The organism is Glaciibacter sp. 2TAF33 (assembly GCF_052114945.1).
Lineage (GTDB): Bacteria > Actinomycetota > Actinomycetes > Actinomycetales > Microbacteriaceae > Cryobacterium.
Genome location: NZ_JBFRFS010000002.1, coordinates 161,422 through 178,797, shown reverse-complemented (window position 1 = coordinate 178,797; position 17,376 = coordinate 161,422). Strand labels below are relative to the sequence as shown.

At 69.4% G+C, this 17,376-nt stretch carries 11 protein-coding genes; 5 read left to right on the top strand and 6 right to left on the bottom strand.

Features of this window, described 5'->3' with window-relative positions:
* The first annotated feature begins 6 nt into the window (after window positions 1–6).
* Both AB4Y94_RS02400 and AB4Y94_RS02395 read left to right on the top strand, forming a co-directional pair.
* Window positions 7–1,770 (top strand): cytochrome b/b6 domain-containing protein, encoded by a 1,764-nt coding sequence (locus AB4Y94_RS02400; RefSeq protein ID WP_441724358.1) that lies wholly within the window; start codon window positions 7–9, stop codon window positions 1,768–1,770.
* A 61-nt stretch (window positions 1,771–1,831) separates the two neighbouring features.
* Window positions 1,832–3,331, top strand: a complete 1,500-nt coding sequence (locus tag AB4Y94_RS02395; protein ID WP_441724357.1) for an NAD-dependent succinate-semialdehyde dehydrogenase — start codon at window positions 1,832–1,834, stop codon at window positions 3,329–3,331.
* 86 nt (window positions 3,332–3,417) lie between these two features.
* On the opposite strand, the gene hutI is transcribed toward AB4Y94_RS02395, so the two are convergent.
* From hutI to hutH, 4 genes are all read right to left on the bottom strand, one after another.
* Entirely contained in the window at window positions 3,418–4,614 is a 1,197-nt protein-coding gene (hutI, locus tag AB4Y94_RS02390) for an imidazolonepropionase (RefSeq protein WP_441724356.1), read from the bottom strand.
* A complete protein-coding gene (gene hutU / locus AB4Y94_RS02385; protein ID WP_441724354.1) occupies window positions 4,611–6,491 on the bottom strand; it encodes a urocanate hydratase in 1,881 nt (626 codons plus the stop codon). Before hutU ends, hutI begins: the two co-directional genes overlap by 4 nt.
* 477 nt (window positions 6,492–6,968) lie before the next feature.
* Window positions 6,969–8,684 carry a M23 family metallopeptidase gene (locus AB4Y94_RS02380; RefSeq protein WP_441724352.1) on the bottom strand — a complete coding sequence of 572 codons (1,716 nt, stop codon included), beginning with the start codon at window positions 8,682–8,684 and terminating at the stop codon, window positions 6,969–6,971.
* 240 nt (window positions 8,685–8,924) lie between these two features.
* Window positions 8,925–10,535, bottom strand: a complete 1,611-nt coding sequence (gene hutH / locus AB4Y94_RS02375) for a histidine ammonia-lyase (protein WP_441724351.1) — start codon at window positions 10,533–10,535, stop codon at window positions 8,925–8,927.
* 105 nt (window positions 10,536–10,640) lie between these two features.
* On the opposite strand from hutH, the gene AB4Y94_RS02370 reads away from it, so the two are divergent.
* Together AB4Y94_RS02370 and AB4Y94_RS02365 are read left to right on the top strand one after the other, a co-directional pair.
* Complete coding sequence (locus AB4Y94_RS02370; RefSeq protein WP_441724349.1) at window positions 10,641–11,411, top strand: IclR family transcriptional regulator; 771 nt, start codon at window positions 10,641–10,643, stop codon at window positions 11,409–11,411.
* A gap of 118 nt (window positions 11,412–11,529) precedes the next feature.
* Window positions 11,530–13,317 carry a molybdopterin-dependent oxidoreductase gene (locus tag AB4Y94_RS02365; protein WP_441724348.1) on the top strand — a complete coding sequence of 596 codons (1,788 nt, stop codon included), beginning with the start codon at window positions 11,530–11,532 and terminating at the stop codon, window positions 13,315–13,317.
* A gap of 34 nt (window positions 13,318–13,351) precedes the next feature.
* Here AB4Y94_RS02365 and AB4Y94_RS02360 read toward each other — a convergent pair whose 3' ends face one another.
* The gene (locus AB4Y94_RS02360; RefSeq protein ID WP_441724346.1) at window positions 13,352–14,389 is read right to left on the bottom strand and encodes an alpha/beta hydrolase; all 1,038 of its coding nucleotides are present in this window, start codon (window positions 14,387–14,389) and stop codon (window positions 13,352–13,354) included.
* 85 nt (window positions 14,390–14,474) lie between these two features.
* A complete protein-coding gene (locus AB4Y94_RS02355) occupies window positions 14,475–14,954 on the bottom strand; it encodes a GNAT family N-acetyltransferase (RefSeq protein ID WP_441724344.1) in 480 nt (159 codons plus the stop codon).
* Window positions 14,955–15,214: 260 nt separating this feature from the next.
* Here AB4Y94_RS02355 and AB4Y94_RS02350 point away from each other — a divergent pair, with 260 nt between their 5' ends.
* On the top strand, window positions 15,215–17,353 hold the full coding sequence (locus AB4Y94_RS02350; protein WP_441724342.1) for a DEAD/DEAH box helicase: 2,139 nt from the start codon (window positions 15,215–15,217) through the stop codon (window positions 17,351–17,353).
* Window positions 17,354–17,376 lie beyond the last annotated feature (23 nt).

Here is a 17,376-nt window from a genome sequence, read left to right as displayed (position 1 = left end):
AGAACGATGGCAATCCAGGTGCGCGCAGTCCGCAGAGGCCTCCCGCGACGGCCCGGCGGCGACCCCTGGCCCCCGGCCGGCCTGGGTGGCGCCACGGACACCGCGCTCTTCGATGTCGCTGAGGTCGCTGATGTCATGGGTGCCACCGACTCCGTTGGTGTCACTGACTCCGTTGATGTCACTGTGGCAACGGATGCGGCATCCGCTGGCGTGACAGGGGCCGCGTCGGTCCAGGCCCCGGCTGCGACACGCGTCGAGTCGCCTCCCTCGGCCGGGCGGGCAGTGCGTCGTGGCCTGCCACGCGTCCCGGGCGGCGAACTGTGGCCGCCCGCCTCTGGCGCGCATCATGCCGACACCGCGTCCGGTGCGCCTCACGCCGACACCGCAGCGCCGGCCGCCATGCCCGGCCGCGAGCCGGCAGCGCCACTCACTCCGGCGACGGATGCTCCCGCGGCGGAGAACCTCGGTTCGGTCGGCCCAACCGCGCAGGCGGCAGCGGGTGCGACGGTGTCCGACGTTCCGTTACGGCGAGGCCTTCCCCGAGCCGCCGGTTCAGACCCGTGGCCCCCGGCCGGCTTCGCACCCGCGCAGCGTGAGAAGCAGCCTGCGGTCTCGGCTTCGGCGCCCGTTTCGGCATCGGTATCGGCGTCGGCGTCGGCTCCGGCCAGCGACCCGCCCGCGGTGACAACGCCCGCGGTGACAACGCCCGCGGTGACAGCGCCTGACTTGCCGGCGCGTACCCCACTTCCTCGGCCGGCCGTCGCCCCGTCCGGTGCTGCCGCGCCGGCGGCCACCCTGCCAACCCCGGTCACGGCAACCGGAGCGGATCGCCCTGCGCGAGACGCAGAGCCGTCTGAACCGCGCCGGTATGGGAGGTTCACGCGTCGGCAATGGACCGGCGCCCTGCTCGGTGGCATTGGACTGCTGATCATCGCCGCGGCGGCGGTCCTGTTCGTCCGCTGGTTCATCACCCTCGAGTTCATGCAGGACTTCCTCACGACGTTCCCCGGCGAATACCACCTTCCCGAGGCTGCAACCCCCGGGTTCCCCGCCTGGGTGCAGTGGCAGCACTTCTTCAACGTGTTCCTGATGGTGTTGATCATCCGCTCGGGCCTGCAGGTGCGGACCGAGAAACGACCGGGTGCCTTCTGGACCCCGAAGTGGTCGAAGGACGGCAAGGGCAAGATCAGCCTGGCGCTCTGGTTCCACCAGTCGCTCGACATCCTGTGGTTGGTCAACGGCGTCGCCTTCGTCGTGCTGCTCTTCGTCACCGGGCACTGGATGCGAATCGTTCCCACCAGCTGGGAAGTCTTCCCCAACGCCCTCTCCGCGATGCTCCAGTACGTGTCGCTGGACTGGCCGACCGAGAACGGCTGGGTGAATTACAACAGCCTGCAGCAGCTGATGTACTTCCTCACCGTCTTCATCGCCGCGCCGCTGGCCGCCATCACCGGGGTGCGCATGTCGGGCATGTGGCCCAAGAACGCGAAGGCGCTCAACCGGGCGTACCCCGTCGAATGGGCACGGGCGCTGCACTTCCCGGTGATGCTGTACTTCGTGGGATTCATCTTCGTGCATGTCGCCCTCGTGTTCGCGACCGGGGCGCTGCGGAACCTGAACCACATGTATGCCGGTGCCGACGTCGTCAACTGGGCCGGGTTCTGGATCTTCTTCGGCTCCCTTGTCGTCATTGTCGGGGGCTGGATCGCGGCCCGGCCGTTGGTGCTCGCCCCAATCGCGAAGCTCTCCGGCAAGGTCACGGGACGTTGACCCCGGGCGGACCCGGGCCGCGACATCACCGCAACATCTGCCGCATTCGAGGAGACCTGCAATGACCATAGTGATGAATTCTGCGCTCGACGAGGCCAAGGAGGCCGACCTGCTCGCCGGCATTCCGGACCGCCTGTTCATCGGTGGGGAATGGGTCGAGGCCGAACACCACCGGGTGATCGAGGTCATCGATCCGTCGACCGGACGCAGGATTGCGAGCGTGGCGGACGCTTCGGTCGCCGACGGCATCCGCGCGCTGGATGCGGCGGCGGCGGCCCAGGCCGACTGGTCACGGACGCCCGCTCGGGTGCGGGGAGAGATACTGCGCCGCGCATTCGATCTGCTGCAGCAGCGCACGGAACAGTTTGCGTTGCTGATGACCCTCGAGATGGGCAAGCCGCTGGCAGAAGCGCGGGGGGAGGTTGCCTATGGCGGTGAGTTCCTGCGCTGGTTCGCCGAGGAGGCGGTCAGAATCCACGGCCGATACGGGGCGAACCCGGAAGGCACAGGGACGATGATCGTCACCCAGCGTCCGGTCGGGCCGTGCTACCTGATCACGCCGTGGAATTTCCCGCTCGCCATGGCGACCCGCAAGCTCGGCCCGGCGCTCGCTGCTGGCTGCACGGTGGTGATCAAACCGGCGAGCCTCACGCCCTTGACGACGCTCGCCCTCGTGGCGTTGCTGGAGGAGGCGGGCCTGCCGAAGGGGGTTGTGAACGTGATCACCACGACGTCCACGGCACGACTGTCCGAGGCCGTGCTTGGCGACCACAGGCTGCGGAAGGTCAGCTTCACTGGATCCACGCCAGTAGGAGTTGGGCTGCTGAAGCTTGCGGCACCAAACGTGCTGCGCACCTCGATGGAACTCGGCGGGAATGCGCCCTTCATCGTCTTCGACGACGCCGACCTCGACGCGGCGGTTGAGGGAGCGTTGGCCGCGAAGTTCCGCAACATGGGGCAGGCCTGCACGGCGGCGAACCGGTTCATCGTGCAGGAGGGCATTGCCGACGAGTTCGCGGCGAGGCTCGCGGAGCGGGTTCGTGCGATGCGGGTGGGCCGCGGGACCGACGAGGGTGTCACCGTCGGTCCGCTGATCGATCACAAGGCCGTCGGCAACACGCAGCGGCTGGTCGACGACGCGGTGGGCAAGGGGGCCGTCCTGCTGGCCGGGGGTTCCGCGATCGACGGCCCCGGGAGCTTCTTCGAGCCCACAGTGCTCGACCGGGTGGCGGATGGGATGTCCATCAAGGTCGAGGAGATCTTCGCGCCGGTGGTGGCGATCATCCGCTTCACCGACGAGGCCGATGCGGTGCGCATCGCGAACGACTCAGAGTACGGACTCGTGGGCTACGTGTTCACGCAGGACTTCAAGCGTGGACAGCGGATGATCGACCAGGTCGACACCGGAATGATGGGCTTGAACGTCGGCGTGGTCTCCAACGCCGCCGCACCGTTCGGGGGAGTCAAGCAGTCTGGTGTCGGACGAGAGGGCGGTCTCGAGGGAATCCACGAGTATCTCGAGGCGAAGTACACGCTGGTCCCGGATGCGTACTCGGCGTGACCGGGCCCCGTCGCGTGAGTGCCCACACATCGTGAGGGGTCACAAATCGACCTTCCGGTGACCCGGGAACGTCGATTCGCGACCCCTCACGGGGTATTCGCCACCACGACGCCGTCCTTCCAGACCCGGTGAACGAGCGGCACTCCCGGGCGGTAGGCCAGGTGCACGTACGAATCAGCGCGCAACTCCACCAGGTCCGCTCGGGCACCCGGCACAATCCGCCCGACGTCACTGCGCCGGAGTGCGGCCGCTCCGCCGGCGGTCGCCGACCAGACCGCCTCCGCCGGGGTCATCCCCATGTCGCGTACGGCCACCGCGATGCAGAAGGGCAGCGACGATGTGAACGACGAACCGGGATTGCAGTCGCTGGCAAGCGCCACGGTCACGCCGGCGTCGATCATCCGCCGCGCGTCGGGGTACGGCTGCCGGGTCGAGAACTCCACTCCGGGCAGGAGCGTGGCGACCGTGCGCGACCCGGCCAGCGCCGCGATGTCCGCGTCGGTCAAAAAGGTGCAGTGGTCCACGGATGCCGCGTCCAGGTCGACCGCGAGCCGCACCCCGTCCCCGGGCGCGAGCTGGCTCGCGTGCACCCGCGCTCCCAGCCCGCGTGACGCGCCGGCCTCGAGGACGCGCCGGCCCTGTTCCACGGTGAACGCCCCTGTTTCGCAGAACACGTCGATCCACTTCGCGTACGGGGCGCACGCGTCGAGCATGTCGCCGCTGACGAGGTCGACATACTCGTCGGCGCGGCCCGCGAACTCAGCCGGCACTACATGCGCCCCGAGGAATGTGACCTCGGGGGTGACCTCGGCGGCGAGCCGCACCAGCCGCTCCTCGTCCGCGACCGAGAGCCCGTAGCCGCTCTTGACCTCCACCGTTGTGGTGCCTTGCGCGGCCATCTCGGAGACGAATCCGCGCAGGCGGTGCCGGAGTTCGGCATCCGTCGTGGCGCGCGTCGCAGCAACGGTCGAGCGGATGCCGCCGGCGGAATATGCCTGGCCGCTCATGCGGGCTTCGAACTCGGGGGCCCGGTCGCCGCCGAAGACGATGTGGCTGTGGCTGTCCACGAAACCGGGCAGGACGCACGCGCCGCCGACGTCGGTGACGGTGTCCGCCGGGTCGGGGGCGGGGGCATCCGCTGCCCGGCCCGCCCAGGTGATGCGACCGTCCTCGATCAGCACTGCGGCACCGGTGAGGAGGCCGAGGCGTTCGGCGCACGTTGCGGGGGGAGGCGCGGCGTTGGTGACGAGCTGTCCGATGTTGGTGATCAGCTCCCGTGTCATTCCGGGGTCTCGCCCTCCCACATCGGCACCCGCAGTCCGCGCTCGCGGGCCACCTCGGCGGCGCGTTCGTAGCCGGCGTCGACGTGGCGCATCACTCCGGTGCCGGGGTCGTTGGTGAGCACCCGTTCGATCTTCTGGGCGGCCAGCGGGGTGCCGTCGGCCACGATGACCTGCCCGGCGTGGATGGACCGGCCGATACCGACACCGCCGCCGTGGTGGATCGACACCCACGTCGCGCCGGATGCGGTGTTGAGCAGGGCGTTCAGGAGCGGCCAGTCGGCGATGGCGTCCGAACCGTCTTTCATCGCCTCGGTCTCCCGGTAGGGGGAGGCGACGGAGCCGGAGTCGAGGTGGTCGCGACCGATCACGATCGGCGCGCTCAGCTCGCCGGAGGCCACCATCTCGTTGAATTTCAGCCCGGCGAGGTGCCGTTCCTTATAGCCCAGCCAACAGATGCGGGCGGGCAGCCCCTCGAAGTGGACCTTCTCGCCGGCGGCGGTGATCCAGCGGCGCAGCTTCGCGTCGTCGGGGAACAGCTCGACGATGGCCTTGTCGGTGGCAATGATGTCGGCCGGGTCGCCCGAAAGAGCAGCCCAGCGGAACGGCCCCTTGCCTTCGGCGAACAGCGGGCGGATGAATGCCGGCACGAAGCCGGGGAACTCGAACGCCCGCTCGTATCCGCCGAGCTCTGCTTCGGCGCGGATCGAGTTGCCGTAATCGAAGACCTCGGCCCCGGCGTCCTGGAAGCCGACCATGGCCTCCACCTGCTTGGCCATCGAGGCCCGGGCGCGATCGGTGAACGCCACCGGGTCGGACTCGGCCAAGGCATGCCATGCGTCGACCGTGAGACCCTCTGGGAGGTAGGCCAGCGGGTCGTGCGCGGAGGTCTGGTCGGTGACGATGTCGATCGGAATCTTCCGTTGCAGGAGGTCGGCGAAGACGGTCGCGGCGTTGCCGACCAGGCCAACTGACAGTGGAACGCGGGCCTCGCGGGCCGCGGTGACGCGCTCGACCGCGTCGTCGACATCCGTCGCCAGCTCGTCGAGGTAGCCCTTGTCGACCCGGCGCTGCAGGCGGGTCCGGTCGACGTCGACGATGAGGACCACGCCCTCGTTGAGGGTGACGGCCAGCGGCTGGGCGCCGCCCATGCCGCCGCAGCCGCCGGTGAGGGTCAGCGTGCCGGCGAGGGTGCCGCCGAACCGCTTCTCCGCGACGGCAGCGAAGGTCTCATAGGTGCCCTGAAGGATGCCCTGGGTGCCGATGTAGATCCAGGATCCGGCGGTCATCTGGCCGTACATGGTGAGGCCGAGGGCCTCGAGGCGGCGGAACTCGGGCCAGGTCGCCCAGTCGCCGACCAGGTTCGAGTTGGCGATCAGCACGCGCGGCGCCCACTCGTGGGTGCGGAATACGCCGACCGGTTTGCCGGACTGCACCAGGAGGGTTTCATCCTTCTCGAGAGTGGTGAGGGTGCGCACGATCGCGTCGTAGGCCTCCCAGTTGCGAGCGGCCTTGCCGGTGCCGCCATAGACGACCAGCTCGTCCGGATGCTCGGCGACTTCCGGGTCGAGGTTGTTCATCAGCATCCGTAGCGGGCCCTCTGTCTGCCAGCTCTTCGCGGTCAGAGTCGACCCGCGGGCGGCTCGGACGGTGCGGGCTCGTGACGAGGACGCGGCCTGCCGGGTGGCGGCGGCCGGGCTCGGTTCGGCTGTGCCGCTTGCTGGGGCGCTTGCTGTGCCGCTTGCTGGGGCGCTTGCTGTGCCGCTGGCCCGCGCGGCGCTGGCCGTGGCGCTGGCAGGAGCGGCGCTGGCCAGAGCGGTACGGGTCTGGCCGGTGATGGTGGAGCCCGTGACGGCCACGCTGTCGTCAGAAATGGTCATACAGCGATCCCACACCACCCGGCGGCCCGGAACAACGGCGCATCAGCGCGCCGTGTCCGGCATGCCAGACAACGCGAGCGAAGCGGTCGATTCCGGTCGCCCACCTCGCCGTCGCGGGTCTCCCCGGTGCGTAACTCCTGCTATCTGCCGCACCCCGATTCAAACTTCCCGGAATCACGCGGAACTCCTCACGCCGTCCGGGCATTTTGCCGGAGTTATGCACGCGAGGCCAACCGGACGGCGAAAACGGGCGCGCTGTGTGCGGGAAGCCGGCCCGGCAGGGGGAGATCGCGGGCGGGGAGGCGGGGAGGTCGGCCGGCGGGCGTTGTGGGCACCGATTCGCCCAGTTCTGCTGTGCTTCCGGGGTGGACAGCGGATGTGGGCAACTCGGAGCCGTCGCCGCGCGGATGGCTACCAAACAAGGGTGATGGCGGACGTGTCGGCGGCGCACGGAACGGCGCGTGGAACTGAGCGGGGTTACTTCTCGTTCTCGCCGAGGACCACGCCGCGGTCGAGCATGAACGGCTGCGGGTCGACGCGTGTGCCGTTGATGCGCACCTCGAAGTGGAGGTGGCAGCCGGTCGAGGCCCCGGTGCTGCCGACGCCGGCGATCACCTGCCCGGCGATCACCGACTCACCGACAGTAACCAGGGTGGAGCCGGTGGCGATGTGGGCGTAGCCGGTTTCGACCCCGTCGCCGTGGTTGATCAGGATCCAGTTGCCGTAGGTCCCGAGCGGGCCGACCGCTTCGACGACGCCGTCGGTGGCGGCGTAGATGCCGGCCCCGCAGGCGGCGCCGATGTCCGTCGCGTAGTGGAACGGGTTGACCCCGGGCAGCGGCAGGTCGGGCCTCGGGCCGAAGTGGTCGGTGATGGAACCGACTGCCGGATTGGCCCAGCCCTGGGCGCTCAACTGTCCGCCGTCGCTGATGGGGGGCAGCGGGGTCATGCCGACGACGCCCGCCGTCGCCGTTGTGCGCAGCGCGTCGAGGTCGGCGGTGGCCTCCTCGAATTGAGCCTTCGCGTCTTGCATCGCGGCCATCGAATCGTCGACCGGGATGCTGTCGGCCAGCTCCTGGGCGGCGGTGTCCTGTGCAGCGAGCCGGTCGGCGCGCGCCTGGTCGACTCGCGCTCGCTCCCGCACCGCGGTGAGGCTCCCGGTCAGCTGGGAAAGCTTGTCCAGGGTGCCCAGCTGGTAGAGCAGGCTGTCAGCGGATGCCCCGTCCAGCAGCACGTCCATCGTCGCGTCTCCACCGCGCTGCTGCGCCAGCGCCCGGATCAGGGCCGCGACCACCCGCTCCGACCGGTCGGCGGTCAGCGACGCCTGGGTGGCAAGGTCGTGCAGCAGTGTGACACGGTCGAGGGCGGCGTCGCGCTCTGCCTTGACCGATGCGTACGCCAGCTTTGCGGCGTCGTATGCACGTGACGCAGAGTTCAGCCTGGCCTGCGCCGCGGTGAACGCCGCCAGCCGGGCTGCGGCGGCCTCGGCGGCAGCAGCCCGAGCCGCAACAGCCCGGGCCGCCGCTGCGGCTGCCGCTGCCGCGGCAGCGGCACGGTTGTTGGCCACCGCCTGCAGGGGGATCGGGTTGTTCGGTTCGGGTGTCACGACCGGGGGTTGCGGATCGACGGGCGGGTCGGTGGGATCGGTAATCGGGTCGGTGGGGTCCGTAGTGGGGTCGGCGGGCGGGTCGGTGGGGTCGGTAGCGGGGTCGGTGGGTTCGGTAGTCGGGTCGGTCGGGTCGGTGGTCGGGTCGACCGGAGGGTCCGTCGGGTCGGTGGGAGTCTCTGTCGGCGGCGTGGCCGGGTCGACCGGGTCGACGGGGGGATCGGTCGGCGGGTAGCCATGCGGTTCACCGGTGCTCACACCGCCCGGTGCGACGGTGGGAGGGGTCGACGGCCCAGCAGTCGATTGGCCCGTGCCGGGATCCGTCGGTTCGGGTTCCGCAGTCGACGGCGCCGGGTCGGAGGGGGTCGCGTCGGACCCGGCCGGCGACCCGCCAGAATCGGCCGGCGTCGCATCCGTTGTGCCAGCGGTGGCGGTACCGCTTTCCGCGGTCGAGGCCGCGGCATATGCGGGCGCACCACCGACGGCGATCCCGACCACGAGCACCGGCGCGAGGACCAGGGAGAGCAGCAGCGCAAGGCGCCGACACACACCGACGCCCGGTGGGCGTCGGGTACGACGGATGCTCATTTTCGGTGTCATAAAGCGAGCTGCAATCCATATTCGGGTGATGGATGACCGGCTGCGCGCACCGGCGTGGCGTCAGTCTTTCACGGCCTCTGCCGGGGCACAAGCACTCCCAACGGGGCTAGACACGCGTCCTACTCCTTCGACCTCCTTCGACGGCGAAGAGGTCGTGTTCGCGGAGCGCCCCCCTGAGCCAACTCGGCCGACACAGATGACGCTCGACCGGGTGTGGGGTGGATGCGGCTAAATGAGTCCCCGGCAGACGGATGCGCACGCCTCCGTCACGGCGCCGGTCGCGACCAGCTGCACCACCGATTCGATCTCGGGAGAGAGGAAGCGGTCGTGCCCCGGGCCGTCCGCCACCGTGCGCACCAGGTCGCGCACGACGCCGGTCGCAGGCCCCGGCTGCAGCGGCGCCCGCAGGTCGAGCGAGCGGGCCGCCGTCATGATCTCGATCGCCAGCACCCGGCCCAGGCCGTCGAGGCTCCGCCGCAGCTTGCGGGCGGCCGCCCAGCCCATCGACACGTGGTCCTCCTGCATCGCCGACGACGGGATCGAGTCGACGGATGCCGGCACCGCCAGCCGCTTCAGTTCGGAGACGATCCCGGCTGCGGTGTACTGCGCGATCATCAGCCCGGAGTCCACACCCACCTCGTGGGCCAGGAACGGCGGCAGCCCCTTGTTCCGCGCCACATCCAAGTGGCGGTCGGTGCGACGCTCGCTCATGCTGGCGACATCCGCCGCCGCGATGGCGAGGAAGTCGAGCACGTAGGCGACCGGTGCGCCGTGGAAGTTGCCGTTGGACTCCACCCGGCCGTCCAGCGTGACCACGGGGTTGTCGACGGCGCTGTCGAGTTCGCGCCCGGCGATCGCGGCGGCGTGCGTCGCGGTGTCGCGGGCGGCGCCGTGCACCTGCGGCGAGCAGCGGAGGGAGTAGGCGTCCTGCACCGTGGTGTCTTCCGGCCCGGCGTGGCTTGCCACCACGGGGGATCCCGCCAGGAGGGCGCGAAGGTTGGCGGCGCTCGCCGCCTGGCCGATTTGCGGGCGGAGGGCCTGCAGGTCGGCGGCGAAGACGGCATCCGTTCCGAGCAGCGCCTCGACGCTCATCGCGGCGGCGATGTCGGCGGTGGTGAGCAGGCGCGCCAGGTCGTCGAGGGCGAGAATCAGCATCCCGAGCATGCCGTCGGTGCCGTTGATGAGTGCCAGGCCCTCCTTCTCGGCGAGCACGACGGGACCGATGCCGGCGGCGGCCAGCGCCTCACCGCCACCCATCAGGGTGCCGTCGGCGTCGCGCACCTCACCCTCGCCCATGACCGCGAGCGCGCAGTGCGCGAGCGGAGCCAGATCACCCGAGCACCCCAGTGAGCCGTACTCGCGCACCACCGGGGTGATGCCCGCGTTGAGCACCGCCGCATAGGTTTCCGCGGTGACCGGGCGCACGCCGGTGCGACCGGTCATCAGGGTGGACAGGCGCAGCAGCATCAGCGCCCGCACCACCTCGCGCTCCACTTCTGGCCCGCTCCCGGCGGCATGCGATCGCACCAGGCTCGCCTGCAGCTGGGCGCGGCGATCGGCGGTGATGAACGTGGTGGCGAGTGCGCCGAAGCCGGTGGAGATGCCGTAGTGCGGGTCCGCATCGCCGGCCAGCCCCTCGATGATGCCGCGGGTCGCGGCGACGCCCTTGAGCGCGGTGGGGTCGAGCTCGATCCGCGCGTCGTGCCGGGCAACGGCGACGACATCCGCGAAACTGAGCGGCCCCGCCCCCACGACGACAGCCCCCGACCGGGCCCGGCGGGTGGGCGTGACAATAGCGGGCGCGGTGTCGGCGGACGCCGTGGCAGAAGAAACACTCATGCTCCGATTCGACACCACCCCACACCACCCGGCTACGCGCATACACTCGGTACCGTCCGGGATGCCGGACAATCGACCTGCACCGTCGCTCCGGAATCGAGGCCCATGTCCCAGTCCAAGGTTCCCGCTGCCGACAGTACCCTCCGCATCCTCTCCCACTTGGCGACCCAGCGTGGACCGGTGGCGGCATCGTCGATCGGTGCTGCCCTCGGCCTGCCGCGCTCGAGCGTCTACCAGTTGCTCGGAGTGCTCATCGATCGGGGCTTCGTGGTGCACCTGCCCGAGGAGCGCCGGTACGGCCTCGGGGTGAGCGCCTTCGAATTGAGCTCCGGCTTCTCCCGGCAGGAGCCGCTCTCCCACCTCGGCCGCCCGCTCATCGCGGCGCTCGTCGACCGCCTGGGTGAAAGCGGGCACCTGGCCGTCCTGCACGGGCGTGACGTGCTCTACCTGGTCGAGGAGCGAGCGCCGCGTCGCCCGTCCCTGGTGACGGATGTCGGCGTGCGGCTTCCGAGCCACCTCACCGCGAGCGGGCGGGCGCTGCTCGCGGCGCTGCCGCCCGCCCAGTTGCGGGCGCTCTACCCGAACGCGGCAGCGTTCAGCACACGGGTGGGGTTCGGCCCGACGACGTCCACCGAGCTGCGCCGCATCCTGGACCGGGTGCGGACCGACGGGTACGCGGTCGAGAACGGCGAGATAACCGAGGGCCTGGCGTCCGTCGCCGTCGCGGTGTACGACCACGCCGGCTGGCCGGCCGCCGGCATCGCCGTCACGTTCCCGGCGGAGAACATCCCGGAGCCGGAGTGGCCGGCCCTGGCCAAGCGGATCGAGGGCACCGCCGCCGAGCTGTCCCGGCGCATCCGCGGCCGCCGCCCCTGAAGGATCGGTGGCATTCTGCCATCCCGGAGGGCCATTGGGCGTCGTGGTGGGGAACGCGGTCCGCGCTGGAATCGGCCAATGCTGGTCACGACCCACCCGCGCCGCTAGGCTCCGCAGCATGGAGACTCCTCCGGACGACCAGCAGGTTCCCGTCACCCCCGCCGCCGACGTCGGACCGGGGGTGACCGCGAGCTTCCGATCCGAGTTGGACAGCACCCACTACCGTGCCGTCGACGAGGACTGGGCGGGGCATCTGCCCGCGCAGTACGGGGTCGCTCCGCGGGTGCGGATCGGCCAGGGCAAGTGGTTCAACCTGCTGTGGCTGATCCCGATCGGCCTGCTCCTCCTGATCGTCGGCATCGCCATCGCCAAGGGAATTCGCGACATTCCGGCCGTCCAGGACTTCATGCGGCAGTACCCGGGCGCCTCCGAGTTGCCGGATGACGCACCGGTGGGCTTCCCGGCGTGGCTCGGCTGGCAGCACTTCCTCAACCTGTTCCTGATGACCTTCATCATCCGCTCGGGCGTCACGATCATCGCCGACCACCCCCGGTTCTACTGGACCCGGCACTCCACACCGGGCAAGGACTGGTTCCGCGTTCAGAAGCCGGTTCCGCCCGACCCCCTGTACACCGCGAAGCAGGACTCGATCACCCTCCCCGACGGTGTCGGACTGCCCGGCCGCCGGCACTCGATCGGCCTGGCGCGCTGGTGGCACCTGGGTGTCGACACGCTGTGGTTGCTGAACGGCATCGTTTTCTACATCCTCATCTTCTCCACGGGGCAGTGGATGCGACTGGTGCCGTTGAACTGGGACGTCATCCCGAACGCGATCTCGGTCGCCATCCAGTACCTCTCACTCGACTGGCCGGTCGAATCGGGCTGGGTCAACTACAACAGCCTGCAACTGATCGCCTATTTCGTCACCGTTTTCCTCGCCGCACCGGCAGCACTGATCACCGGGCTCGGAATGTCACCGGCGCTCTCCACGCGGTTCCGTTTCATCAGTTCGGTGTTCAGCATCCAGGTGGCCCGGTCGTTTCACTTCCTCGTGCTCTGCTGGTTCGTCATGTTCATCGTCGTGCATGTCACGCTGGTGCTCACCACGGGCGCCCTTCGCAACCTCAATCACATGTACGCGTCGCGGGACGATGAGTCCTGGGCCGGATTCTGGATTTTCGCCGCATCCATGGCGGTCGTCATCGTCGGCTGGGTGGCCGCAACCCCGTTCACCTACCGGCACCCGCGGGTGGTGCAGAAGGTCGGCTACGCCCTGATCGGTCCGGCGCAGCGATGGTTCGAGCACATCGACTCGAAGCCCGGCCAATACACCGAGAAGGACATCTCCCCGTACTTCTGGCATAACGGCAAGTACCCGGAAACCGAGGAGTACAAACGGCTCGAAGCCGGCACCTTCGCCGACTACAGGCTGCGGGTCAACGGACTGGTCGAGAACCCGGTTGAACTCAGCCTCGACGACCTTCGGGCACTGCCGTACCACGAGCAGATCACCCAGCACTTCTGCATCCAGGGCTGGTCGGGGGTGGCGAAGTGGGGCGGCGTCTCCATGCAGTCGATCCTCCACGTGGTGAAGCCCAGGCCCGAGGCGAAATGGGTGATCTTCTACTCTTTCGCAGTCGGCCCCGATGGCGGCATCTACTATGACGCCCAGCCGATCGAGCAGATGAGTTACACCTTGACCATGCTCGCCTACGACATGAACGGTGACACGCTGTCGTTCGGCCACGGTGCCCCGCTTCGCCTCCGTAACGAGGTGCAACTGGGGTTCAAGCTGGTGAAGTGGATCAAGGGCATCGAGTTCGTCGAGCACTTCTCCGAAGTGGGTGGCGGCCTCGGCGGCTACAACAACGACCATGAATTCTTCGGTTACCGGCAGTCCATCTGAGCAGTTGCTGGGTCAGCACTGCACTCCGCCCTGGTCAGGCGCCCAGGGCGGAGTGCAGGAAGGCGGCGACCCTGGCCCGCATCGCCTCGTCCAGGATTCCAATCGAATGCAGGGTCCCCGGCACCGTGACGAGTTCATGGCGGATGCCGAGCTTCGCCAACTCGGCCGCGTAGCGCTCGGACTGCGACAGCGGCACGTACTCCGTGTCCGAGGCGCCGATGAAGACCGGCGGGTCGCTCGCGTCGAGCTCGCTGGTCGCCGAGGCCTCGTGCGCCTGTGGGCAGTCGGCGGCCGCCCGGTCGACATCATCGAGCTCTGCGGCGCACCCGAGGTACGCCAGCGCGCTCAAACGCAACCCGGCCGCGGTGCCGTCTGACGCCATCCGCTTGATGTCGAGGTCGACCGGAGCGGACAGTTCGGCCACGGCCGCCACCCGGGAACCGTGGATGAGCGACCCGGTGCCGCGCGCCCCCAACAGTGCGGCGAGGTTACCGCCGGCCGATCCGCCGAACACTCCGATGCGGTCAGGGTCAACCCCGTACGCCTCGGCGTTGTCCTCCGAGCGAATCCACTCCAGCGCGAGTGACACGTCATCGATGGCGGCCGGGAATGTCGCGGCGGGCGCCAGGCGGTAATTCACCGAGAACGCGACGAAGCCCTCGCTGGCCAGCCACTGGCAGACGGCCCGCCAGTCGCTGTTGCCCTTGTCGCCGCGCGCCCAGCTGCCGCCGTGGATCGAGAGCACCGCCGGGCGGGCACTGATCGTTTCATCGGTGGGCGGCGAGCAGACATCCAAAGTGAGCAGGGTGCCGTCGCCCTGGGTTCCGTACACAACGTCGGGGTCGACGGTGACTCCGGCGGCCGGGGGAGTGAAGGTGCGGATGCCGACCTTCTCCGTCGTGACAAGCTCACTCCGCGCGCCGTTCGGTTCGTCCGGCGTGATCGGGTGGAGTTCGGTGTGGAAACCGGCCAGCAGCGCCGTGGTGACGACCGCGACCCCGGCGGCGCAGACGACGGCCAGCAGGCGGATGCGACGAGGTCGGTTTCCGGCCGGGGTGCGGTCGTGTGTCACAGGGACTCCGGGTTGCGCGGGAGACGGGTAAGCGATGCGGGTGGACTGAGAATAGTGCGCCGCGGGTCAGTCTGGCGAATCAGCGTCACTCTCGGAGCTGCTTGGCGAGGCAGACGCTGAATTCCTCGCCGACGTACTGCCCGAATTGCGGGATGGGCAGGTAGCCATGCCGTGCATACAGCGCGAGCGCGCTGGCGTGCCGGGGGCCTGTCTCCAGGACGATCCGACGGATGCCGCGCGAGGCGGCATCCGCTTCGATACGGTCCAGGAGGCCGGAGGCCAGCCCGTGGCCGCGCGCGTCCGGGTGCACGAACATTCGCTTCAGTTCCGCGGTCCCCTCCGCATCGAGTTCAACCAAGGCGGCAATCCCGTACGCGCGGGCGGTCGCGTCGCGCGCGACGTAGAAGGAGACCGCCGGCTGCTCCAACTCGTCGATGCTGAGGAGGAAGTTGCTCTCCGGCGGATACAGGGCCTCGGCGTACTCAGCGCTCAACCGAAGCAGTACGTCGACCTCGTCCTGGCGCGGTGGTTCGACGGCGATGCTGAAACGGATGCGATCGGGCATGTGATCAGGGTAGGCGGCAAAGATTACCGTGACATTTCGGCCACGATCGGGTAGCGTAGACAAGTCGGCTCTTGACACCGCGCTATTTCCACGTGTGCGCGGATGGGTTTGTAAGTCAGGTGGGCCGGTTTCACAGCAATTCTGCTGATGAAAAATCACTGTATGTGAACGGTCCCGGCCATAGACTGCCCGGGTTCTCAGGTTGCGTCGCTGTGCGGCGTTGTTCTGCCATGTACTCAACACAACCCAGGAATACGTCTATGCCCAAGAGCAAGAAACCAGCCGTCGGCCGAGCAGCCAAGAACTTCGATCCCGCCAAGAGCGGTCCGTCCAAGGGCGGCCCCCGGGGCAGCAAGAGCCCGAATCACCGCGGATTCCGCGCTGACGAAGGCGCGCCGAAGAAGCAGCGCTGGAACGCCGACGAGCGCGCCACCCGCGCCGCCTCGCGTCCCGCCGGCGAGCGCACCGAGCGCCCGTCGTACGGCGAGCGCACCGAGCGGCCCGCGTACAACGACCGCCCCGCACGTACCGAGCGTCCGGCCTATGGTGCCCGCACCGAGCGTCCGTCGTACGGTGACCGTCCGGACCGTGGTGCTCGCACCGAGCGTCCGTCGTACGGTGACCGCGCCCCGCGGACGGACCGCCCGGCCTACAACAACGACCGTCCCGCTCGCACCGAGCGTCCGTCGTACGGCGACCGCCCCGACCGTGGCGCCCGCAGCGAGCGTCCCTCGTACAACGACCGCCCCGCTCGCACCGAGCGTCCGTCCTACGGCGATCGCGTCCCGCGCACCGACCGTCCCTCGTACAACGACCGCACCCCGCGCACCGACCGCCCGGCCTACAACAGCGACCGTCCCGCTCGCACCGAGCGCCCCTCCTACGGCGACCGCCCGTCTTACAGCGACCGCGCCCCGCGCACGGACCGCCCGGCCTACAACGACCGCCCGTCTTACAGCGACCGCGCCCCGCGCACGGACCGCCCGGCCTACAACGACCGCCCGGCCCGCACCGACCGCCCCTCCTACGGCGACCGCCCGGACCGCGCCCCCCGCCGTAACTTCGACGAGCGTCCCCCGCGCCGCGACTTCGACCGCGACGACCGTGCACCCCGTAGCGCCGACGGCGACAGCAAGTTCTACCCGAGCAAGGACGAGAAGTCCCGCTTCACCGCGCACGACGACGTCGTGCTCGAGAAGCTCGAAGCCGTGATGACCACCGCCGACGAGACCGTCAACGTGACGTTCGCCGACCTCGGACTCGGTGGCAACATCGTGCGTGAGCTCGGACTGCTCGGAGCGGCCAGCCCGTTCCCGATCCAGGCTGCGACCATCCCCGACGTGCTCGCCGGCCGCGACGTGCTCGGCCGCGGCCGCACCGGCTCCGGCAAGACCATCGCCTTCGGCGCCCCCCTGGTTGAGAAGCTGATGGAGAATGACGGCGGCAAGAACCGCCAGCAGGGCCGCAAGCCCCGTGCCCTGATCCTCGCCCCGACCCGCGAGCTGGCGTTGCAGATCGACCGCACCGTGCAGCCGATCGCCCGCAGCGTCGGACTCTTCACCACCCAGGTCTACGGCGGCGTGCCACAGTACCGCCAGGTCAGCGCCCTGCAGCGCGGCGTGGACATCATCATCGGTACCCCGGGCCGCATCGAGGACCTGATCGACCAGGGCAAGCTCGACCTCAGCCAGGTCAGCATCACGGTGCTCGACGAGGCCGACCACATGTGCGACCTGGGCTTCCTCGAGCCGGTTCAGCGCATCCTCAAGCAGACCAAGGACAACGGCCAGAAGCTGCTGTTCTCGGCGACGCTCGACAAGGGTGTGGCCACGCTGGTCAACGAGTTCCTGACCAACCCGGCCGTTCACGAGGTCGCCGGTGAAGACCAGGCCTCTTCCACGATCGACCACCGCGTGCTCGTGATCGAGCACCGCGACAAGGGTGCGATCATCGAGCAGCTCGCCGACCGCAACGGGAAGACGCTGATCTTCAGCCGCACCCGCGCCTTCGCCGAGCAGCTCGCCGACCAGCTCGAAGACGCCGGCATCCGCGCCACCAGCCTGCACGGCGACCTGAACCAGTCGCGCCGTACCCGCAACCTCGCGCTGCTGACCAGTGGCCGCGTGAACGTGCTGGTGGCAACGGATGTCGCCGCCCGCGGCATCCACGTCGACGACATCGACCTGGTGATCCAGGCCGACGCCCCGGACGAGTACAAGACCTACCTGCACCGTTCGGGCCGCACCGGCCGCGCCGGCAAGGCCGGCACGGTCGTGACGCTCATCCCGAAGCAGCGTCGCCGCCGCATGGACGAACTGCTGGGTCGCGCCGAGATCGAAGCCAGCTTCGCCTCCGCGATCCCGGGCGACTCCGCGGTCACGGAGCTTGCCGCCATCTAGCACCCGCATCGCGACGAAGGGCG